Origin of the sequence: Diaphorobacter sp. HDW4A, assembly GCF_011305995.1 — a bacterium.
Taxonomy (GTDB): Bacteria; Pseudomonadota; Gammaproteobacteria; order Burkholderiales; family Burkholderiaceae_C; genus Diaphorobacter_A.
The window spans coordinates 3,382,206-3,397,010 of record NZ_CP049910.1 but is presented as its reverse complement, the minus strand read 5'-3'; the positions used below and the strand labels follow the sequence as shown (position 1 = coordinate 3,397,010).

Below are 14,805 nucleotides of genomic sequence, written 5' to 3'. Positions count from 1 at the left end.
GGCACGCAAAAGTTGGAATGATCGCGCGTTCAGCCGAATCGGCTCAAACCATATTCCGCCACATTCAAACCGGGTGATATGCCTGTCACCAACTGCGCGACCAGCTCGCCAGTCATCGGTGCGCCCGTCATGCCGGTATGTCCATGACCGCAGGCGAGATACAGGCCTGGGTGCGTTGATGGCGCATCGATCACCGGCACGCTGTCGGGCGTGGAGGGGCGCAGCCCGAACCAGCTGCGCGCGCCCTCGGTGTTGATTGTGGGGAACAGCTCGCGTGCGGTGTTCAGAATCGATTCAACGCGGCGCGGTTGCGGTGCATGGCGCAGTCCCGCGATCTCCACGGTGCCCGCAAAACGCAGGCCCTTCTGCATGGGTGTAACTGCGACGGCTTTGTCCTTGTAGATGAAGGGCTGGGGCACGGTGACGCCGGGGTTGGGTAGTTCGACGTGATAGCCGCGTTCGAATTCGAGCGGAATGCGGATGCCGAGCGGCCGCACCAGTTCCGCCGTATGGGCACCTGCCGCCACGACGATTTTCGGTGTCTTCACATCGCCCGCATTCGTCCAGAGGCGAAAGCCTTCATTCAATTGTTCGATCTTCTGCACGCTGCGGATCAGCAGCTCTCCGCCGCGCTCCACAAAGCAACCCAGCAACGCGCGTGTCAACGCCTGCGGGCTGACCGTGTTGGCGTGCTCCGTGAAGCAGATGCCCGCCTGAATACGATTGGTCAGTTCCGGCATTCGGGCGCGCAACGTATGTTGGTCGAGCGGAGTGATGGGCACCTGATGCTGCCTGCGCAGCTCGGCGACCAGGCGGTCCGCCCGGCCAGGTTGGCCCGGTTGCGACCAGATATGCAATTGACCGCACTGCTTTATCAGCTCGTCGAAGCGCTCGTCGCCCAGCAGCTCGCGGTAGCGTGACAGTGCGGGCGAGTGCAGCGCATGAAGCGCGGAGCTTGCGCGCGTCACACTCGCAGTGGAAGAGGCGCGCAGCCATTTCAACACCCATGGCAGCGCCTTCAGCGCATAGGTGGGGCGCAGCGCGAGCGGGCCATCCGGGTCGAGCAGCCAGCGCGGCACCTGCCAGACCATGCCGGGCAGTGAGATCGGAATACAGCTACCGGTGCTGATCAGTCCGGCGTTGCCGAACGATGCGCCGCTGCCCGCGCCGGTCGCGTCGAACAGCGCCACCTTGAGCCCCGCGCGCTGCAGCGACAGCGCTGTGCACAGGCCGACGATGCCCGCGCCGATCACGGTGACGTCGGCGGCGGTTGTGGCCTTGGCGGGTGCGGTTGAAATCGATTCGAGGTGCGTGGAAGAGCGAAGCATGTGCAGAGAAGAATCAGAAAATCTTCGGTCCATCTTGCCCAGTGCCTGCGGTCAGCGCCAATTCGATTTGCTGATAGGCTATTTCCAAACATGATTCGACATTCCTGAACCCATTGCAGATGATCGACTTGCAGTTTTCTTCAGCGTCAGTGTCATCGCAGAGTCAATGCGGACACATGCATTCATTTCCCATTTGAAAGTTCGGGCGTTTGCTGCGCGCACCGGACCACAAGCCCAAGTCATGGAGTCATCAATGTCCCATCAGCTCTTTCATCTGAATCGTCGTCAGGCCATCACATTTGGTGCAGCGGCTCTGGCAGCCACGCAGGCACCGCTTGCGCAGGCGTCCAATGTGCCGGTGCGATTCATCGTGCCGTTTCCCGCAGGCGGCGCGGCCGACGTCATGGGACGCGTGATCGTCGATGCGCTCAAGGATGAATTTACGCAGCCGGTGATCGTGGACAACCGCCCCGGCGCAAGCACCCGCGTGGCGGCTGAAACACTGAAGAACGCTGCGCCCGATGGCAACACGGTGCTGATGACGCTGATGGACACCATGGTCATCGCGCCGCTGGTCTACAACAATCTGCGCTACAACCCGGAGAAGGATTTCACACCCATCACCTCGGTGGCTGAACTTACCTACGGCATCGCGGTCAACGCCAACTCGCCATACAAGACATTGGCCGACTATGTGAAAGCGGCCAAGGCGGATCGTCAGGTGGCGGCGTTGGGTGTGTCGGGACTTGGATCGGTGCTCCACTTCGTGGCCTACGACTTCACGCGCCAGTCGGGTGCGGACATGTCGATCATTCCGTTCCAGGGCGGCCCGGTGATGGTCACCAATCTCATGGGTAACCAGATCGGCTCGGCCGTCGACGGCATCGGTGTGTTTCTTGAACACCATCGCAACAAGAAGCTGCGCATTCTGGCGGTGTCGAGCAAGCAGCGCGTGAGCCAGTTGCCCGATGTGCCCACGTTCACGGAGAGCGGTTATCCGTCGCTCGTGGTCGAATCCGGCTACTCGATCTACGCACCAGCGAACACGCCCGCCAACCATGTCAACCGCTGGAATGCTGCCATTCGCAAGGTGCTTGCGCGTCCTGAAGTGCGCCAGAAGATCGAGACCATTGGCTATGTGCCGGTTGCTGGCACGAGTCCCGAAGAGGTGACTCAGCTGCGTCAACGATTGAATGCCCACTGGGCACCCATCGTCAAAGCGACTGGCTACAAGAGCGATTGAAGCCGTGCAGCCAGTTCACATCACTTGAGCAGATGCTTGGCGATGTTCAGTTGATGGATCTGGCTTGTGCCCTCGTAGAGCCGGAACAGCCGCACGTCGCGATACAGACGCGGCACGGAGCCGCCGATGTCGTCGCAGTAGCCACCGCCACCGAAGATCTGCACCACGCGGTCGGCCACACGGCCCGCGACTTCGGAGGCGTAGTACTTGCACATGGAGGCCTCCATGGTCACGTCCTCGCCCGCGTCGCGCTTGCGTGCGGTGTCGAGAATCAGGGCCTTGGCGGCCTCGATCTCGACCTTGCAGTCGGCCAGCATGGCCTGCACCAGTTGGAACTCGCCGATGGCCTTGCCGAACTGTTGGCGCTTGCGTGAGTGCGCGAGCGCCTCGTCGAGCAGGCGGATCGCGGGGCCGATGCACAGCGACGCGAGGTTGATGCGTTGCTTGTTCAGTGCCTTCATCACCGATGCAAAACCGCGCCCCGGCTCGCCGCCGAGGATGGCGCTTTCGGGCACTTCGCAATCATTCAGATAGACCTCGGAAACCGGCGAGCCTTCCTGGCCCATCTTGCGATGCGGTATGCCGGTGGACAGGCCCTTCGTGCCCCTCATCACCAGAAAGCTCGTGGTGCTGCGCGAGCCTTCACTCGCGTCGCCGGTGCGCGCGAGCACGGTGAACAGATCGGCAATCGGCGCGTTGGTGATGAAGCGCTTGGTGCCGTTGAGCACATAGCCATTGGCAGTACGCGTGGCGGTGCTGGCGAGGCGGCCGAGCAGGTCGGAGCCCGCATCGGGCTCGGTCACCGCGAGGCACGAGGTCAGTTCACCCGTCGCAAGTCGCGGCAGCAGCTCGCGCTTCTGTGCTTCTGTGCCGTCCTGGATCAGGCCTTCGGTGCCGATGCCGGTGTTGGTGCCGCAGCGCGCTCGGTAAGCCACGGCGCATTGCGAAAGTTCCATGTTGGCGAGGCACAGTTCTTCCGAGGTGAGACCGAGGCCGCCATACGCCTCGGGGATGGACCAGCCGAAAAAGCCCGCTGCGCGCATCTGATCGACCACGGGTTCGGGAATGCAGTCCTCGCGCTCGACCTGTTCCTCATGCGGAATGGCGACCTCGCGCACGAAGCTGCGGGTCTGGGCGAGCAGTTGCTCGATTTGCTTTGAATCGCGAATCATGATGTGTGCTTTCAATCCATGCGGATCACGGTGCGCCCGCGAACCTGTCCGTTGAGGGTTTTGTCCAGCCACGTGGGCAGATCGGCGAGCGCGATTTCGTGGCGCAGGGCGCCGAGTTGTTCGCTGTTTGCCGTCTCTGCAATGCGCTGCCAGACCCGCTCGCGCGTGGCCATGGGGCTGTTGGCGTTGATGCCCAGCAGCTTGATGCCGCGAAGAATGAAGGGCAGCACCGTCGTGTTGAGCTGCGCCCCCGCAGCGTTGCCGAACGAGGCGATCACGCCCTCGGGCAGCATGGTGCGGGTGAGCCAGGCCAGCGTGTCGCCGCCGACGGAGTCGATGGCTCCGGCCCACTGGCCTTTGAGCAGCGGCTTGGGGTCGGCATCTGCGGCGATGCGGCCGATGATCTGGCGTGCGCCGAGCCCCTCGAGATACACGGCTTCGCTGGGCTTGCCGCTCATCGCGGTGACCTCGTAGCCACTGGCCGCGAGCAGATGGATCGCCATGCTGCCCACACCGCCGGTCGCTCCGGTCACGAGCACCGAGCCCATGGCAGGATGCAGGCCGTTGAGCTCCATGCAGTATTGCGAGAGACCTGCGGTGTAGCCCGCGACGCCGACGGTTGCGGCGTCGAGCAGGCTGAGGCCGTGCGGCAAGGCCATCACATGATCGGCTTGCACGAGTGCGTATTGCGCATGCCCACCATCGGTCTGCACGCCAATGCCGAAGCCGTGGACGATGACCTCGTCGCCGGACTTCCAGCGCGCATCTGCGGACTGCTCCACCACGCCCGTGAGATCGATGCCGCCCACGCGCGGGAAGTCGCGGATGATGGCGTTGAGCCCGTGCGATGCGAGCGCATCCTTGTAGTTGATGCTGGAGTAGCGCACGCGGATGAGCACCTGTCCTGCCTGCGGCGCGGTGATCGGCAGGCGCTCGAATCGGCCTGCCGCACGTTCGCCTTCGGCATGCAGCCGAAACGCTTGATAAGTCTGCTCGGGGAGTGACTGCATGGCGCTCATTCCGGCTGGATGCCGACGGCCTTGACCACTTCGGACCACTTGGTGGTTTCCGCCTTGATGTGTGCGCTGAACTCGGCCGGTGTGCCGCCCACGCCTTCAATGCCCAGTTGCTCGAAGCGCGCTTGCACATCGGGCTCCTTGACGATGGCGACGATTTCCTTGTTCAGCTTGTCGATGATGGCAGTCGGTGTGCCCGCGGGCGCAAGCATGCCCCACCACGAATAGGCCTCTACCGGAATGCCCAGCTCCATCAGCGTGGGCACGTCGGGCGTGAGCTTGCTGCGCTGGGGCAGGGACACGGCAATCGGCTTGACCTTGCCCGCTTTGACCTGTCCCGCAAACGGCGGCAGGTTGTCGAAGGCGAAGGCGGTCTGCCCACCGGCGACCGACACGACCGATTCCGAGCTGCCCTTGTAGGGGATGTGCGTCATGTTCGCCTGTGTCTTCATGCGGAACAGCTCACCGGCCAGATTCGGAATGCTGCCCACGCCCGCCGAGGCCCACGAGAGCCCGTCGGCGTTGGCCTTGGACTGGGTGACCACGTCCTTGGCGCTCTTGATCGGCGAGTTGCTGGCCACGAACAGATAGACCGGCACCTTGGTGATCAGCGAGATTGGAGCCAGGTCCTTGTTCGCGTCGTAGGGCAGCTTCTTGAACAGCGGCACGTTGGTGGCGAGGTTGGCTGTGCCCATGAGCAGGGTGTAGCCGTCATTCGGCGACTTGGCGACCACGACCGTGCCGGCCTGCGTCGCCGCGCCTGACTTGTTCTCCACGATGAAGGACTGGCCAAGGCGCTCGCCGAGCTTCTGTGCGATCAGGCGCGCGACGATGTCCGTGCCGCCGCCAGCGGCGTACGGAACGATCACCTTGACGGGCTTGCTTGGATAGCTGTCGGCCAGCGCTGGAAGGCAGCTGACAGCGGCCAGGCAGGCGAGGGTGACGTTGCGGATCAATGCTTTCATGAGATGTCTCCTAATAGCGTGGAATGATCCGCCAAGCCGCACTGGGTGCGGCTGGTGGTTTTGATATATTACTCAAACTGAACTCCGGAGAATCCCTTGGATGCACGTTCGCAGGATCAACGCTTCGCCACTACGCTAGCCCATGGGCTTGCGCTGCTGCGCTGCTTCACGCCGTTCGAACCCTCGTTGTCCAATGGCGAATTGGCGCGCAAATCGGGTCTGTCCAAGGCCACGGTCTCGCGCCTGAGCTACACGCTGGAGCTCATCGGCCTGCTGCGTTTTGATCAGGAGGCGCGGCGCTACCGGTTGGGTGCGGCATCGCTGTCCATCGGCCATCCGCTGATGGCGCACCTCACCGTGCGGCAGATTGCGCGGCCGCTGATGCAGAGCCTGGCCGACCAGACCGGCGGCACGGTGTCGCTGGGCCTGCGCCACCGTGCATCCATCATCTATGTGGAGACCACACGCGCGCACGACGCAGGGGATTTCAGGCCCGACATCGGCGCGACGCTGCCGTTGCTCGATACCGCCGTGGGCCGGGCCTGGCTTGCGGCGTGCGATGATGAGGAACGGGACAACGCCATGGAGTGGCTAGCGCGCGAGCACAAGGTGACGGCGAGGGCCGTGCGCGTGACCATCAACACCGCCATCGACGATCTCGCGAACAAGGGCTACTGCGTGTCGCTTGGTAATTTCCGACCCGATGTGAATGCCGTGGCCGTGCCGCTCAAGGAGCGTTTTCGGGGCGAGCTGATCATGCTCAACTGCGGCGTGCTGAGCAGTCGCATGAGCGCGGCGCAGGTGGCGCGAAGCGTGGGACCGATGCTCAAGAAAACGGCTGTCGGCATCGAGCGCCTGCAGCGGCAGAGCGAGAAAAGTGGTGTCTGACATGAACGAACTGACCTTGAGTGAGGTAGATGATCAGTTCACCGTGACGCTGGCGCGCGGCATGCAGATCCTGCTCGCGTTTTCCACATCACAGCCGGTGCTCACGAACGCGGGACTGGTGGCGATCACGGGCCTCAACAAGGCCACGGTATCGCGCCTCGCGTTCACGCTGATCGAGCTCGGGTATCTGCGCCGCGAGGGCGCGCGCAATGGCTATTCGCTCGACACGGCAGTGCTCGCGCTGGGCTATCCGTTGCTTGCGAGCCTGCATATCCGGCAGGTGGCGCGCTCGTTCATGCGGGAACTCGGCGAGCGAGTGCGCGGCACGGTGTCGATCTGCGTGCGCGACCGCGACTGCATCGCCTATCTGGATTCGGCGCGCGAGATCGATGCGGGAACGCCGCTGGTCGACATTGGCTCGACCCTGCCGCTCGTCGCATCGGCGGGCGGCAGGGCGTGGCTTGCTGCGGTGGATGCAAACCAGCGCAAGGCGGTACTCAACAAGCTGCGGCTGCAGAACCCGGACTTCGTCGATGCCAACATGACGGAGATCGAGAAAGCCACAGCCCATGTGCAGCGCCACGGCTTCTGCGTCAATCGCGGCGCGTATGATCCGCGCCGTGTCGCGGTGGCCGTCCCCATGTCCAAGCCGCTCAACGGCGAGCTGATTGTGTTCAGTTGCTCGCTGCTGACCGAGGAAAGCCAGCGCATGGCGCGGGCGCGCGAGGTGGGCTACGAGTTGCGCGCGATGGTCCGCATGGTTGAAAGCGCTATTGGCATGAGGTTGCCCCCGGCTGGGCAAGATAGCTGATGTGCGCTGAAATCAGATCACTCCATCGGCCTTGAGACGATCCAGATCTGCGGCCGCCAGACCAAGGCGCGCGTAGACGTCACCGTTGTGCTGACCTGTGTGCGGGCCGGTGGCTTCAATATTTACCTCATGGCCGCTGAACCGTGGAACGACGCAGGGCGCGGGCACGCTGCCGAGTTCAGTGTCGGGGATGCGGATGATGGCCTTGCGCGCCTGAAAGTGTGGGTCTTCCATCACGTCCTTGATGCTGTAGACCTTGCTGAACGGCACCTCGCATTGGGTGAGCGCGGCGCTGATCGTGTCGAAGTCGCGGGCTGCGAACCAGTCGGCGATGGTGCCGTCGAGCGCCTCAAGATGCTGCACGCGCAGCGGGTTGTTCGCGAAGCGCGGATCGCTCGCAAGCCCCGGCATGTCCATGGCCTGCGCGAGGCGTTTGAAGATCGCGTCGGACGATCCCACCAGCGTCATCCACACGCCATCGGCGCTGCGGTACATGTTGGACGGCGCCGTGTAGGTGGCGCGTGAACCCGCACGCTCGCGGGTGATGCCCTGATGCTCGTACTCCACTGGCAGCGGGTCGAGCAGGCGCAGCATGGCCTCGGTGGCCGACAGATCGATCTCGCGCGCTTCTGGCGTGTCGCTTCCGCGTTGCTCGGCAATCGCTGCCGCAATCGCGAACGCGCCGAACACGCCGCTGACCACATCGCCGAGCGGATAGTTCATGTGCTGGGGCGGGCCGTCGGCTTCGCCGGTCAGATGCGCGAAGCCGCTCATGGCCTCGAAGATGCGCGCAAAGCCGGGCCGTGCGGCATAGGGCCCGGTCTGCCCGAAGCCCGTGAGGCGCAGCACGATGATCTTCGGATTGGCGCGCTGGAGCGTCTCGAAATCCAGCCCCCAACGCGCGAGCGTGCCGGAGCGGAAGTTTTCGACCAGCACGTCGCTTTGCGCCAGCAGCTTGAGGAGCAGTGCCTTGCCCTCGGGCTTGCGGATGTCGAGCGAGATGGCTTTTTTTCCGCGATTCGTGACCTTCCAGAACAACGCATGCTTGGGCGTCACCGGTGCCAGACCGCGCAACGAATCATTGCCGTCGGGCAGCTCGATCTTGATGACCTCGGCCCCCAGATCGGCGCACAGTGTGGACGAAAACGGAGCCGCCAGCACCGTGGCCAGATCGAGAATGCGAACCCCGCGAAGCGGGCCTGCGCTGGAGTGGTTGGAAGAGGTGTTCATAGGGCTGCAAGTGTCGACATGCGATTTGTAGCGGGCAATCAATGTTTTCCTATGTGATCCAGCGGGCTGGCACTCGCCGGTGGCATTTCATGAAAAATGAGTGCGATAGTGACTACTGCGAGTAGATGTGCATACGCCATGAGATGGCAAGGGTTTTAAATCTTTACTATCGGCGCTGGTAACAATTAGTTAGCATATCCCTACCCAGTTGAGACGTTGGGAGAGGGTATGACTGTTTTTCTTGTTACTTACGAACTGGTATCGGAAGTGAATCGCACCGCGATCGTGAAAATCCTGCACGAGTTCCCTAGCTGGTCTCGGCTCTCCCACAACGTATATGCGGTGGCGACGTCGCTCGAAGCCGACCAGATCTATTGCCAGCTCAGCCCGGTGCTGGATTTCTATGATCGGGTGTACATCGTTGCGGTGCAAAAACCATTCGCTGGTCTTGGGGTGGACCGGGTCGACCGTTGGCTGGACGGGCATCTGCCGGTGTAGTGCACAGTCAAAAAAGAAGCCGCACTAAGGCGGCTTTGAGACCTGAGAGCTTTGGGCTCTCTGGCTAGCATTCTTGAGGAACTGAACTCAGTGATTTGTGATAAATGACGAATTGTGATCAGTTCTGACTGAATCGATCATACACGATGTCTTGACTGGAGTCATGTGCGCCGTGCAGGGCGGGATTGATGGAGTCTGAATGACGAGATTTTGCGGGGTGTGCATCTGCCAACGCAGTATCTCCAGCTCCCTTGATGCGCTGCGTTCAAGGTGTCGCAAATCGACGGATTTTGTTCAACTTCGGCGTTGTGTTGATGTCAGCGAGCGCTTGCGTTGCTGCCGCCCGCATCCAGACTGCTCTCCTGCGCCCAGACGTCGTCCATCAGCATCTGCTGTAGCGGTGCGCGGGCGGCCCATTTTTCCTGTTCGAGCATGGGCCGCGTGTAGAACTCCGAGACCGGCCCAAGGCATAGCACACCCAGCGGATGTGCGCCGTCGGGCATCTGCAGCAGTTGCGCCAGTGCAGCGGGATCGAACAGCGATACCCAGCCCATGCCCAAATTCTCTGCACGCGCGGCGAGCCAGAGGTTCTGGATGGCGCAGGCGGTGCTGGCGATATCCATTTCGGGCAGGGTACGACGACCGAACACATGGGCCTCGCGGCCGGGCGGCATCGCCACGACCAGTACCTCGGCTGCATCGAGTACGCCCTGGACCTTGAGTTTCATGAAATCGTCCTTGCGCTCGCCCAGAGCCTCTGCAGTGTGCTTGCGCTCCTGCTCGACGAGCGTGTGGATGCCCTCGCGCAACGCTTTGTTCTTTACGCGGATGAAGCGCCAGGGCTGCATGAAGCCCACGCTGGGTCCGTGGTGGGCTGCACGCAGCAAACGCAGTAGCGTTTCGTCGGACACACTGCCACCGCTGAAGTGGCGCATGTCGCGGCGCTCGTGGATGGCGCGGTAGACGGCGGCACGTTCGGCGTCGCTGAAGGTCTGGGGTGTGGTGGATTCGGTGGGGATGTCGGGACAGGTGTGCGCTTGCATGCGAAGTGGTCCTTTTTCCTTTGGCGTCCGAGATCGGTGGTGGTGCGAAAAGCTCACCAGCAAGGGGATGCCGACAGGCCCGAAACCAACAAAAAAGCCTGCGCCTCGGAATCGAAGGGCAGGCCGGGTGGCAGCATGTTCATGAGTCCAGCGTTAACGCTGTGGTGCCCGAGGCCGGAATCGAACCGGCACGCCTTGCGGCGGCGGATTTTGAGTCCGCTGCGTCTACCAATTCCACCACTCGGGCTATGAGTGCTACGGAAATTCTTGGAAGCTCGAATTATGGCACAGTATTGGGGTATGAATTCCTACCCGACCATCGAGGACGCAATCGGCCACACTCCGCTGGTTGCGCTGCAACGTATTGGAGCGCAAAACAATGCCGCACGCGGCAATGTGATTCTTGGCAAGCTCGAGGGCAACAACCCTGCGGGATCGGTGAAGGACCGGCCTGCGGTGTCGATGATCCGCCGCGCGGAGGAGCGCGGAGAGATCAAGCCCGGTGACACGCTGATCGAGGCGACCTCCGGCAACACCGGCATCGCGCTGGCGATGGCGGCGGCGATCAAGGGCTACCGCATGGTGCTGATCATGCCCGAGGACCTGTCCATCGAGCGCGCTCAGACCATGAAGGCATACGGCGCCGAGCTGATCCTCACACCCAAGAGCGGTGGCATGGAGTACGCGCGTGATTTGGCGGACACCATGGTCAAGCAAGGCAAGGGCGTGGTGCTCGATCAGTTCGCCAATCAGGACAATCCGCGTGCGCACTATGAGACGACCGGGCCCGAGCTGTGGGAACAGACGGGTGGCCGCATCACGCACTTCGTGAGCGCGATGGGCACGACCGGCACGATCACCGGCGTGGCGAAGTTCCTCAAGGAAAAGAACCCGAACGTGAAGATCATCGGAGCGCAGCCGACCGAGGGCTCGCGCATTCCGGGCATCCGCAAGTGGCCCGAGGAATATCTGCCCAAGATCTACGATGCGTCACTGGTCGATGAGCTGGTCTACGTGACGCAGGATGATGCCGAGGACATGGCGCGCCGTCTGGCGCGCGAGGAAGGCATTTTTGCGGGCATCTCTGCAGCAGGTGCATGCCATGTGGCGCAGCAGATCAGCGAGCGTGAAGAGAACGCGACCATTGTCTTTGTGGTGTGCGATCGCGGCGACCGTTATCTGTCGACGGGCGTATTCCCGGCCTGACGTTGACGCACTGAACGACCGACCTTCACCACGAGATTCCACATGCCTCACGAAACCCGCTTCTGTCCCAACTGCGCGAACGAACTCGAGCTCATGCCGATGATGGAAGACGGGGGCATCAAGGAGCGCCTGCGTTGCGCAGCCTGCGGCTTCACGCACTGGAACAATCCGACGCCGGTGCTCGCCGCCATCGTCGAGGTGAATGGGCAGGTCCTTCTCGCGCGCAACGCGATGTGGCCGCCGAAGATGTTCGCGCTGATCACTGGCTTCATGGAGGCTGGAGAGTCGCCCAAGGAAGGTATCGCGCGCGAGGTGAAGGAAGAGACCAATCTCGACGTGCGCAGCTGCTCCATCGTGGGGGCCTACGAGTTCCTGCGGATGAATCAGGTGATCATCGCGTATCACGTGGTGGCTGAGGGCGAGGTGAAGCTCTCGCCCGAGCTGGTGGACTACCAGTTCGTGAATCTGGGCGAGCTCAAGTGCTGGCCTGCGGGCACGGGCTACGCGCTCGCGGACTGGTTGAAATCACGCGGCTACGAGCCGGTGTTTTTCACCGATGAGGAAAACGCGGAGCGTCGTCGTGGGCTGGGTGAGCCTGATGCTCCCAAAAATTGAGTGAATTGAAACATGGATATTCAAGTAGACAAGGAAGTGGACGCGCGTGGCCTGAACTGTCCGCTGCCCATTCTGCGAGCCAAGAAGGCACTGGCTGAATTGGCGAGCGGTCAGTTGCTCAAGGTGGTGTCGACCGACACCGGCTCGATGCGCGACTTTCAGGCATTCGCCAAGCAGACTGGCAACGAGCTGGTCGAGCAGCAGGCGGTGGGTGACGAGTTCGTTCATATTCTCAAGCGTAGGTGATCACCCCCTGAGTCGCTTCGCGCCTTCCCCCTCTCTCGCTTCGCGGGAGGGGGCCGCAGCCAGCGCTGCGGGGCGGCCCTTGCGCGGCTACTCTCGCATGGGGCGCGCCAGTTTTGTGCGCTGTGCGAGGAACCATGAATAGCTGACTCACGCGGGTTGTGTGCTTCTTTTTTGTGCGACGGCCATCATCCATACGCGATGGCTTCGCGCACCGTGATCAAGGCGGCGCGCAGTTGGGCAAGCGGAATCGAGCCCAGCGCCAGCCGCAGTGCGCGCGGCGTGGATGGGGTGGTCGCATAGGGCTCGGCGGTCGATACCGCGATGCGCTGGCGCAGCAGGGCGCTTGCCACCTGATCGGGGCGCAGGTCCTCGGAGAGTGGAATCCAGACAAAGTACGAGTGCGGATGGCGCTGCAGGCGCATGCTGTCGAATACCTCGGTCACGATGGCCTGGCGCGCGGCTGCATCCTCGCGCTTTCCTGCTTCCAATTGTTCAATCGTGCCATCTTCCAGCCAGCGGCAGCCGATAGCGGTCATGACGGCTGCAGTGTTCCAGGTGGTCGCACGGATGCCGCGCTCAAGCTTCGGCAGTAGCGGCTCGGGCGCTGCGATGAAGCCCACGCGCAGGCCTGTGGCGATGCTTTTGGAGAGCGCGCTCACATAGACCGTGATGTCGGGCGCGAGCGCGGCTAGCGGCGGTGGCGGCGCATCCGCCAGAAACGCATAGGCGGCGTCCTCGATGATCACGAGACCATGTATGCGGGCGATGGCGATGAGCTTTTGCCTGCGCGTGAGGCTGATCACCCAGCCAAGCGGATTGTGCATCGTGGGCATGGCGTAGATCGCACGCACCTTGCGACGTGCGCAGAGCGCTTCCAGCGCCTTCATGTCGGGGCCGTTGCCTGACGGGGGAATCGGCAGCAGTTCCAATCGCAGTGATTCGGCCAGCAGCTTGAAGCCGGGATAGGTGAGGGCATCGACCGCAACCACGTCGCCGGGCTTGAGCAGCGCCATGGCGGTGACCGTGAGTCCATGCTGCGCGCCATCGACGAACAGCAGCCGCGACGCATCGACCTGCAGGCCGCGCGTGCGCAGGTGCGCGGCGAGGATGGCGCGGTGCTGGGGCTTGCCCGCATGCGGTTGGTAGTGCAGCAGCGATTCGAGATCGCCCGAGTTCGCGAGCTGGCGCAGGGTGGTGCGCAGCAGCTCGGTCTGGCCTGCGATCAACGGGCTGTTGAAGGTGAGGTCGGCATGATCCGGGGCCTGCGCCGGATAGTCCACGCCGAGGCCCAGCGGCAGCGACAAATCCTTCACGAAGGTGCCGCGCCCCGCTTCGCCGCTCACGAGCCCCATGGCCTGCAACTCGGCATAGATGCGCGTGGCGGTGACCAAGGCGAGCCCGTGCTTTGCCGCGAGCTTGCGGTGCGTGGGCAGGCGCGTGCCTGCGGGCAATAGACCCGAACGGATGTCCTGCGCGAACTGGTCCACGAGCGACTTGTAGCGGGTGTGGGTGCGGAGATCGGTCATTGTGCAATGTATCCATGACAATTTTTTGATTGTATTGAATTACGGATTTAGCATGCGTCGCATACGCAGCTTTTGCGGGATTCAATGGGGCTGATGATGGACGACTCGAGGCGCAACGGCGCAGCTTCCAGCGGGTGGTGGAACGGCATGATCGGCATGGTGATCTTCAGCGGCTCGCTGCCCGCGACGCGGCTGGCGCTGCAGGATTTCGATCCGCTGTTTCTGACCGTGGCGCGTGCGAGCATCGCGGGTTTGCTGGCGCTCGCCATCGTGCTGCTGCGCCGCGAACGTTGGCCGCAGGGCGCGCAATGGTGCTCGCTGGCCGTGGTGGCGGCGGGCGTGGTGGTGGGCTTTCCGTTGCTCACGGCGCTCGCGCTGCAGCATGTGACCTCGGCGCATTCCGTCGTGTTCATCGGTCTGTTGCCGCTGGCGACGGCGGTGTTCGGCGTGTTGCGCGGCGACGAGCGGCCACGGCCCGTGTTCTGGGTGTTTTCGCTGATCGGCAGCGCACTGGTAGCAGGTTTTGCGTTGCGCGAGGGCGTGACGGCTGCACCCATCGGTGATGCGCTGATGCTGCTGGCCATCGTGCTCTGCGGGCTCGGCTATGCCGAGGGCGGGCGGCTGGCGCGCACGCTCGGCGGCTGGCAGGTGATCGCGTGGGCGTTGGTGCTGTCGCTGCCGGTGATGGCTTTGGCGGCACTCTGGTGGTGGCCCGCGCGGCTGGATGCGGTGAGTGTGCCGGGCTGGCTGAGCCTCGCTTACGTGGCGCTGTTCAGCATGTTTCTCGGCTTTGTGTTCTGGTATCGCGGACTGGCGCAGGGCGGCATTGCGGCGGTGGGGCAGTTGCAATTGCTGCAGCCGTTTCTGGGCCTTGCGCTCGCTGCCGCCTTGCTGCACGAGCAAGTGAGCGCGGCCATGCTGTTCGTGACGCTGGCCGTGGTGCTGTGCGTGGCGGGGGCCAAGAAATTCGCCTCATGACGCGGGGTGCATCATGAGGCGAAACAGGGTGAACGCGCTG

15 protein-coding genes and 1 tRNA gene are annotated in these 14,805 nt (G+C 63.0%); 8 read left to right on the top strand and 8 right to left on the bottom strand.

All coding sequences use genetic code 11. The features are described from left to right. Positions 1-29: 29 nt before the first annotated feature. Positions 30-1,328, bottom strand: a complete 1,299-nt coding sequence (locus G7047_RS15440) for an FAD-binding oxidoreductase (RefSeq protein WP_166307119.1) — start codon at positions 1,326-1,328, stop codon at positions 30-32. A 253-nt stretch (positions 1,329-1,581) separates the two neighbouring features. On the opposite strand from G7047_RS15440, the gene G7047_RS15435 reads away from it, so the two are divergent. Further along, positions 1,582-2,571 carry a tripartite tricarboxylate transporter substrate-binding protein gene (locus tag G7047_RS15435; protein ID WP_166307117.1) on the top strand — a complete coding sequence of 330 codons (990 nt, stop codon included), beginning with the start codon at positions 1,582-1,584 and terminating at the stop codon, positions 2,569-2,571. A gap of 20 nt (positions 2,572-2,591) precedes the next feature. Here the strand turns inward: G7047_RS15435 and G7047_RS15430 are convergent, their stop codons facing one another. Genes G7047_RS15430 through G7047_RS15420 form a run of 3 tightly spaced genes read right to left on the bottom strand, consistent with a single transcriptional unit; the run spans position 2,592 to position 5,724 of the window. After that, positions 2,592-3,743 carry an acyl-CoA dehydrogenase family protein gene (locus G7047_RS15430; protein WP_166307114.1) on the bottom strand — a complete coding sequence of 384 codons (1,152 nt, stop codon included), beginning with the start codon at positions 3,741-3,743 and terminating at the stop codon, positions 2,592-2,594. Between the two features lie 11 nt (positions 3,744-3,754). Next, positions 3,755-4,753: a YhdH/YhfP family quinone oxidoreductase gene (locus G7047_RS15425; protein ID WP_166307111.1), complete on the bottom strand. Its 999-nt coding sequence runs from the start codon at positions 4,751-4,753 to the stop codon at positions 3,755-3,757. A 5-nt stretch (positions 4,754-4,758) separates the two neighbouring features. Further along, positions 4,759-5,724 (bottom strand): tripartite tricarboxylate transporter substrate binding protein, encoded by a 966-nt coding sequence (locus G7047_RS15420; RefSeq protein WP_166307108.1) that lies wholly within the window; start codon positions 5,722-5,724, stop codon positions 4,759-4,761. Positions 5,725-5,820: 96 nt separating this feature from the next. On the opposite strand from G7047_RS15420, the gene G7047_RS15415 reads away from it, so the two are divergent. Next, complete coding sequence (locus G7047_RS15415) at positions 5,821-6,612, top strand: IclR family transcriptional regulator (protein ID WP_166307105.1); 792 nt, start codon at positions 5,821-5,823, stop codon at positions 6,610-6,612. Between the two features lies 1 nt (position 6,613). After that, entirely contained in the window at positions 6,614-7,423 is an 810-nt protein-coding gene (locus G7047_RS15410; RefSeq protein WP_166307102.1) for an IclR family transcriptional regulator, read from the top strand. A gap of 12 nt (positions 7,424-7,435) precedes the next feature. Here the strand turns inward: G7047_RS15410 and G7047_RS15405 are convergent, their stop codons facing one another. Next, positions 7,436-8,653 carry a CaiB/BaiF CoA-transferase family protein gene (locus tag G7047_RS15405; protein ID WP_166307099.1) on the bottom strand — a complete coding sequence of 406 codons (1,218 nt, stop codon included), beginning with the start codon at positions 8,651-8,653 and terminating at the stop codon, positions 7,436-7,438. 228 nt (positions 8,654-8,881) lie between these two features. On the opposite strand from G7047_RS15405, the gene G7047_RS15400 reads away from it, so the two are divergent. After that, positions 8,882-9,151, top strand: a complete 270-nt coding sequence (locus tag G7047_RS15400) for a hypothetical protein (RefSeq protein ID WP_166307096.1) — start codon at positions 8,882-8,884, stop codon at positions 9,149-9,151. 317 nt (positions 9,152-9,468) lie between these two features. Here the strand turns inward: G7047_RS15400 and bluB are convergent, their stop codons facing one another. Beyond that, on the bottom strand, positions 9,469-10,194 hold the full coding sequence (gene bluB, locus G7047_RS15395) for a 5,6-dimethylbenzimidazole synthase (RefSeq protein ID WP_166307093.1): 726 nt from the start codon (positions 10,192-10,194) through the stop codon (positions 9,469-9,471). Positions 10,195-10,356: 162 nt separating this feature from the next. Beyond that, positions 10,357-10,441, bottom strand: a tRNA-Leu gene (locus tag G7047_RS15390). Between the two features lie 53 nt (positions 10,442-10,494). On the opposite strand from G7047_RS15390, the gene cysM reads away from it, so the two are divergent. The 3 genes from cysM to G7047_RS15375 are packed head-to-tail and all read left to right on the top strand — an operon-like array spanning position 10,495 to position 12,261. Further along, positions 10,495-11,400, top strand: a complete 906-nt coding sequence (gene cysM, locus G7047_RS15385; protein ID WP_166307090.1) for a cysteine synthase CysM — start codon at positions 10,495-10,497, stop codon at positions 11,398-11,400. A 42-nt stretch (positions 11,401-11,442) separates the two neighbouring features. Continuing rightward, positions 11,443-12,015: an NUDIX domain-containing protein gene (locus G7047_RS15380; RefSeq protein ID WP_166307087.1), complete on the top strand. Its 573-nt coding sequence runs from the start codon at positions 11,443-11,445 to the stop codon at positions 12,013-12,015. 12 nt (positions 12,016-12,027) lie between these two features. Continuing rightward, positions 12,028-12,261: a sulfurtransferase TusA family protein gene (locus G7047_RS15375; protein ID WP_371813797.1), complete on the top strand. Its 234-nt coding sequence runs from the start codon at positions 12,028-12,030 to the stop codon at positions 12,259-12,261. Positions 12,262-12,446: 185 nt separating this feature from the next. Here G7047_RS15375 and G7047_RS15370 read toward each other — a convergent pair whose 3' ends face one another. Then, positions 12,447-13,787: a PLP-dependent aminotransferase family protein gene (locus tag G7047_RS15370; protein ID WP_166307084.1), complete on the bottom strand. Its 1,341-nt coding sequence runs from the start codon at positions 13,785-13,787 to the stop codon at positions 12,447-12,449. Between the two features lie 93 nt (positions 13,788-13,880). Between G7047_RS15370 and G7047_RS15365 the strand changes: the two genes are divergently transcribed. Then, positions 13,881-14,765, top strand: a complete 885-nt coding sequence (locus tag G7047_RS15365; protein ID WP_240939143.1) for a DMT family transporter — start codon at positions 13,881-13,883, stop codon at positions 14,763-14,765. Positions 14,766-14,805 lie beyond the last annotated feature (40 nt).

Coding starts and splice junctions, on each gene's coding strand:
- G7047_RS15405 (WP_166307099.1), bottom strand. CDS start 8,653: ATGAACACCTCTTCCAACCACTCCAGCGCAGGCCCGCTTCGCGGGGTT.
- G7047_RS15370 (WP_166307084.1), bottom strand. CDS start 13,787: ATGACCGATCTCCGCACCCACACCCGCTACAAGTCGCTCGTGGACCAG.
- G7047_RS15425 (WP_166307111.1), bottom strand. CDS start 4,753: ATGCAGTCACTCCCCGAGCAGACTTATCAAGCGTTTCGGCTGCATGCC.
- G7047_RS15430 (WP_166307114.1), bottom strand. CDS start 3,743: ATGATTCGCGATTCAAAGCAAATCGAGCAACTGCTCGCCCAGACCCGC.
- G7047_RS15410 (WP_166307102.1), top strand. CDS start 6,614: ATGAACGAACTGACCTTGAGTGAGGTAGATGATCAGTTCACCGTGACG.
- G7047_RS15375 (WP_371813797.1), top strand. CDS start 12,028: ATGGATATTCAAGTAGACAAGGAAGTGGACGCGCGTGGCCTGAACTGT.
- G7047_RS15435 (WP_166307117.1), top strand. CDS start 1,582: ATGTCCCATCAGCTCTTTCATCTGAATCGTCGTCAGGCCATCACATTT.
- G7047_RS15440 (WP_166307119.1), bottom strand. CDS start 1,328: ATGCTTCGCTCTTCCACGCACCTCGAATCGATTTCAACCGCACCCGCC.
- G7047_RS15365 (WP_240939143.1), top strand. CDS start 13,881: ATGATGGACGACTCGAGGCGCAACGGCGCAGCTTCCAGCGGGTGGTGG.
- G7047_RS15400 (WP_166307096.1), top strand. CDS start 8,882: ATGACTGTTTTTCTTGTTACTTACGAACTGGTATCGGAAGTGAATCGC.
- cysM (WP_166307090.1), top strand. CDS start 10,495: ATGAATTCCTACCCGACCATCGAGGACGCAATCGGCCACACTCCGCTG.
- G7047_RS15380 (WP_166307087.1), top strand. CDS start 11,443: ATGCCTCACGAAACCCGCTTCTGTCCCAACTGCGCGAACGAACTCGAG.
- bluB (WP_166307093.1), bottom strand. CDS start 10,194: ATGCAAGCGCACACCTGTCCCGACATCCCCACCGAATCCACCACACCC.
- G7047_RS15420 (WP_166307108.1), bottom strand. CDS start 5,724: ATGAAAGCATTGATCCGCAACGTCACCCTCGCCTGCCTGGCCGCTGTC.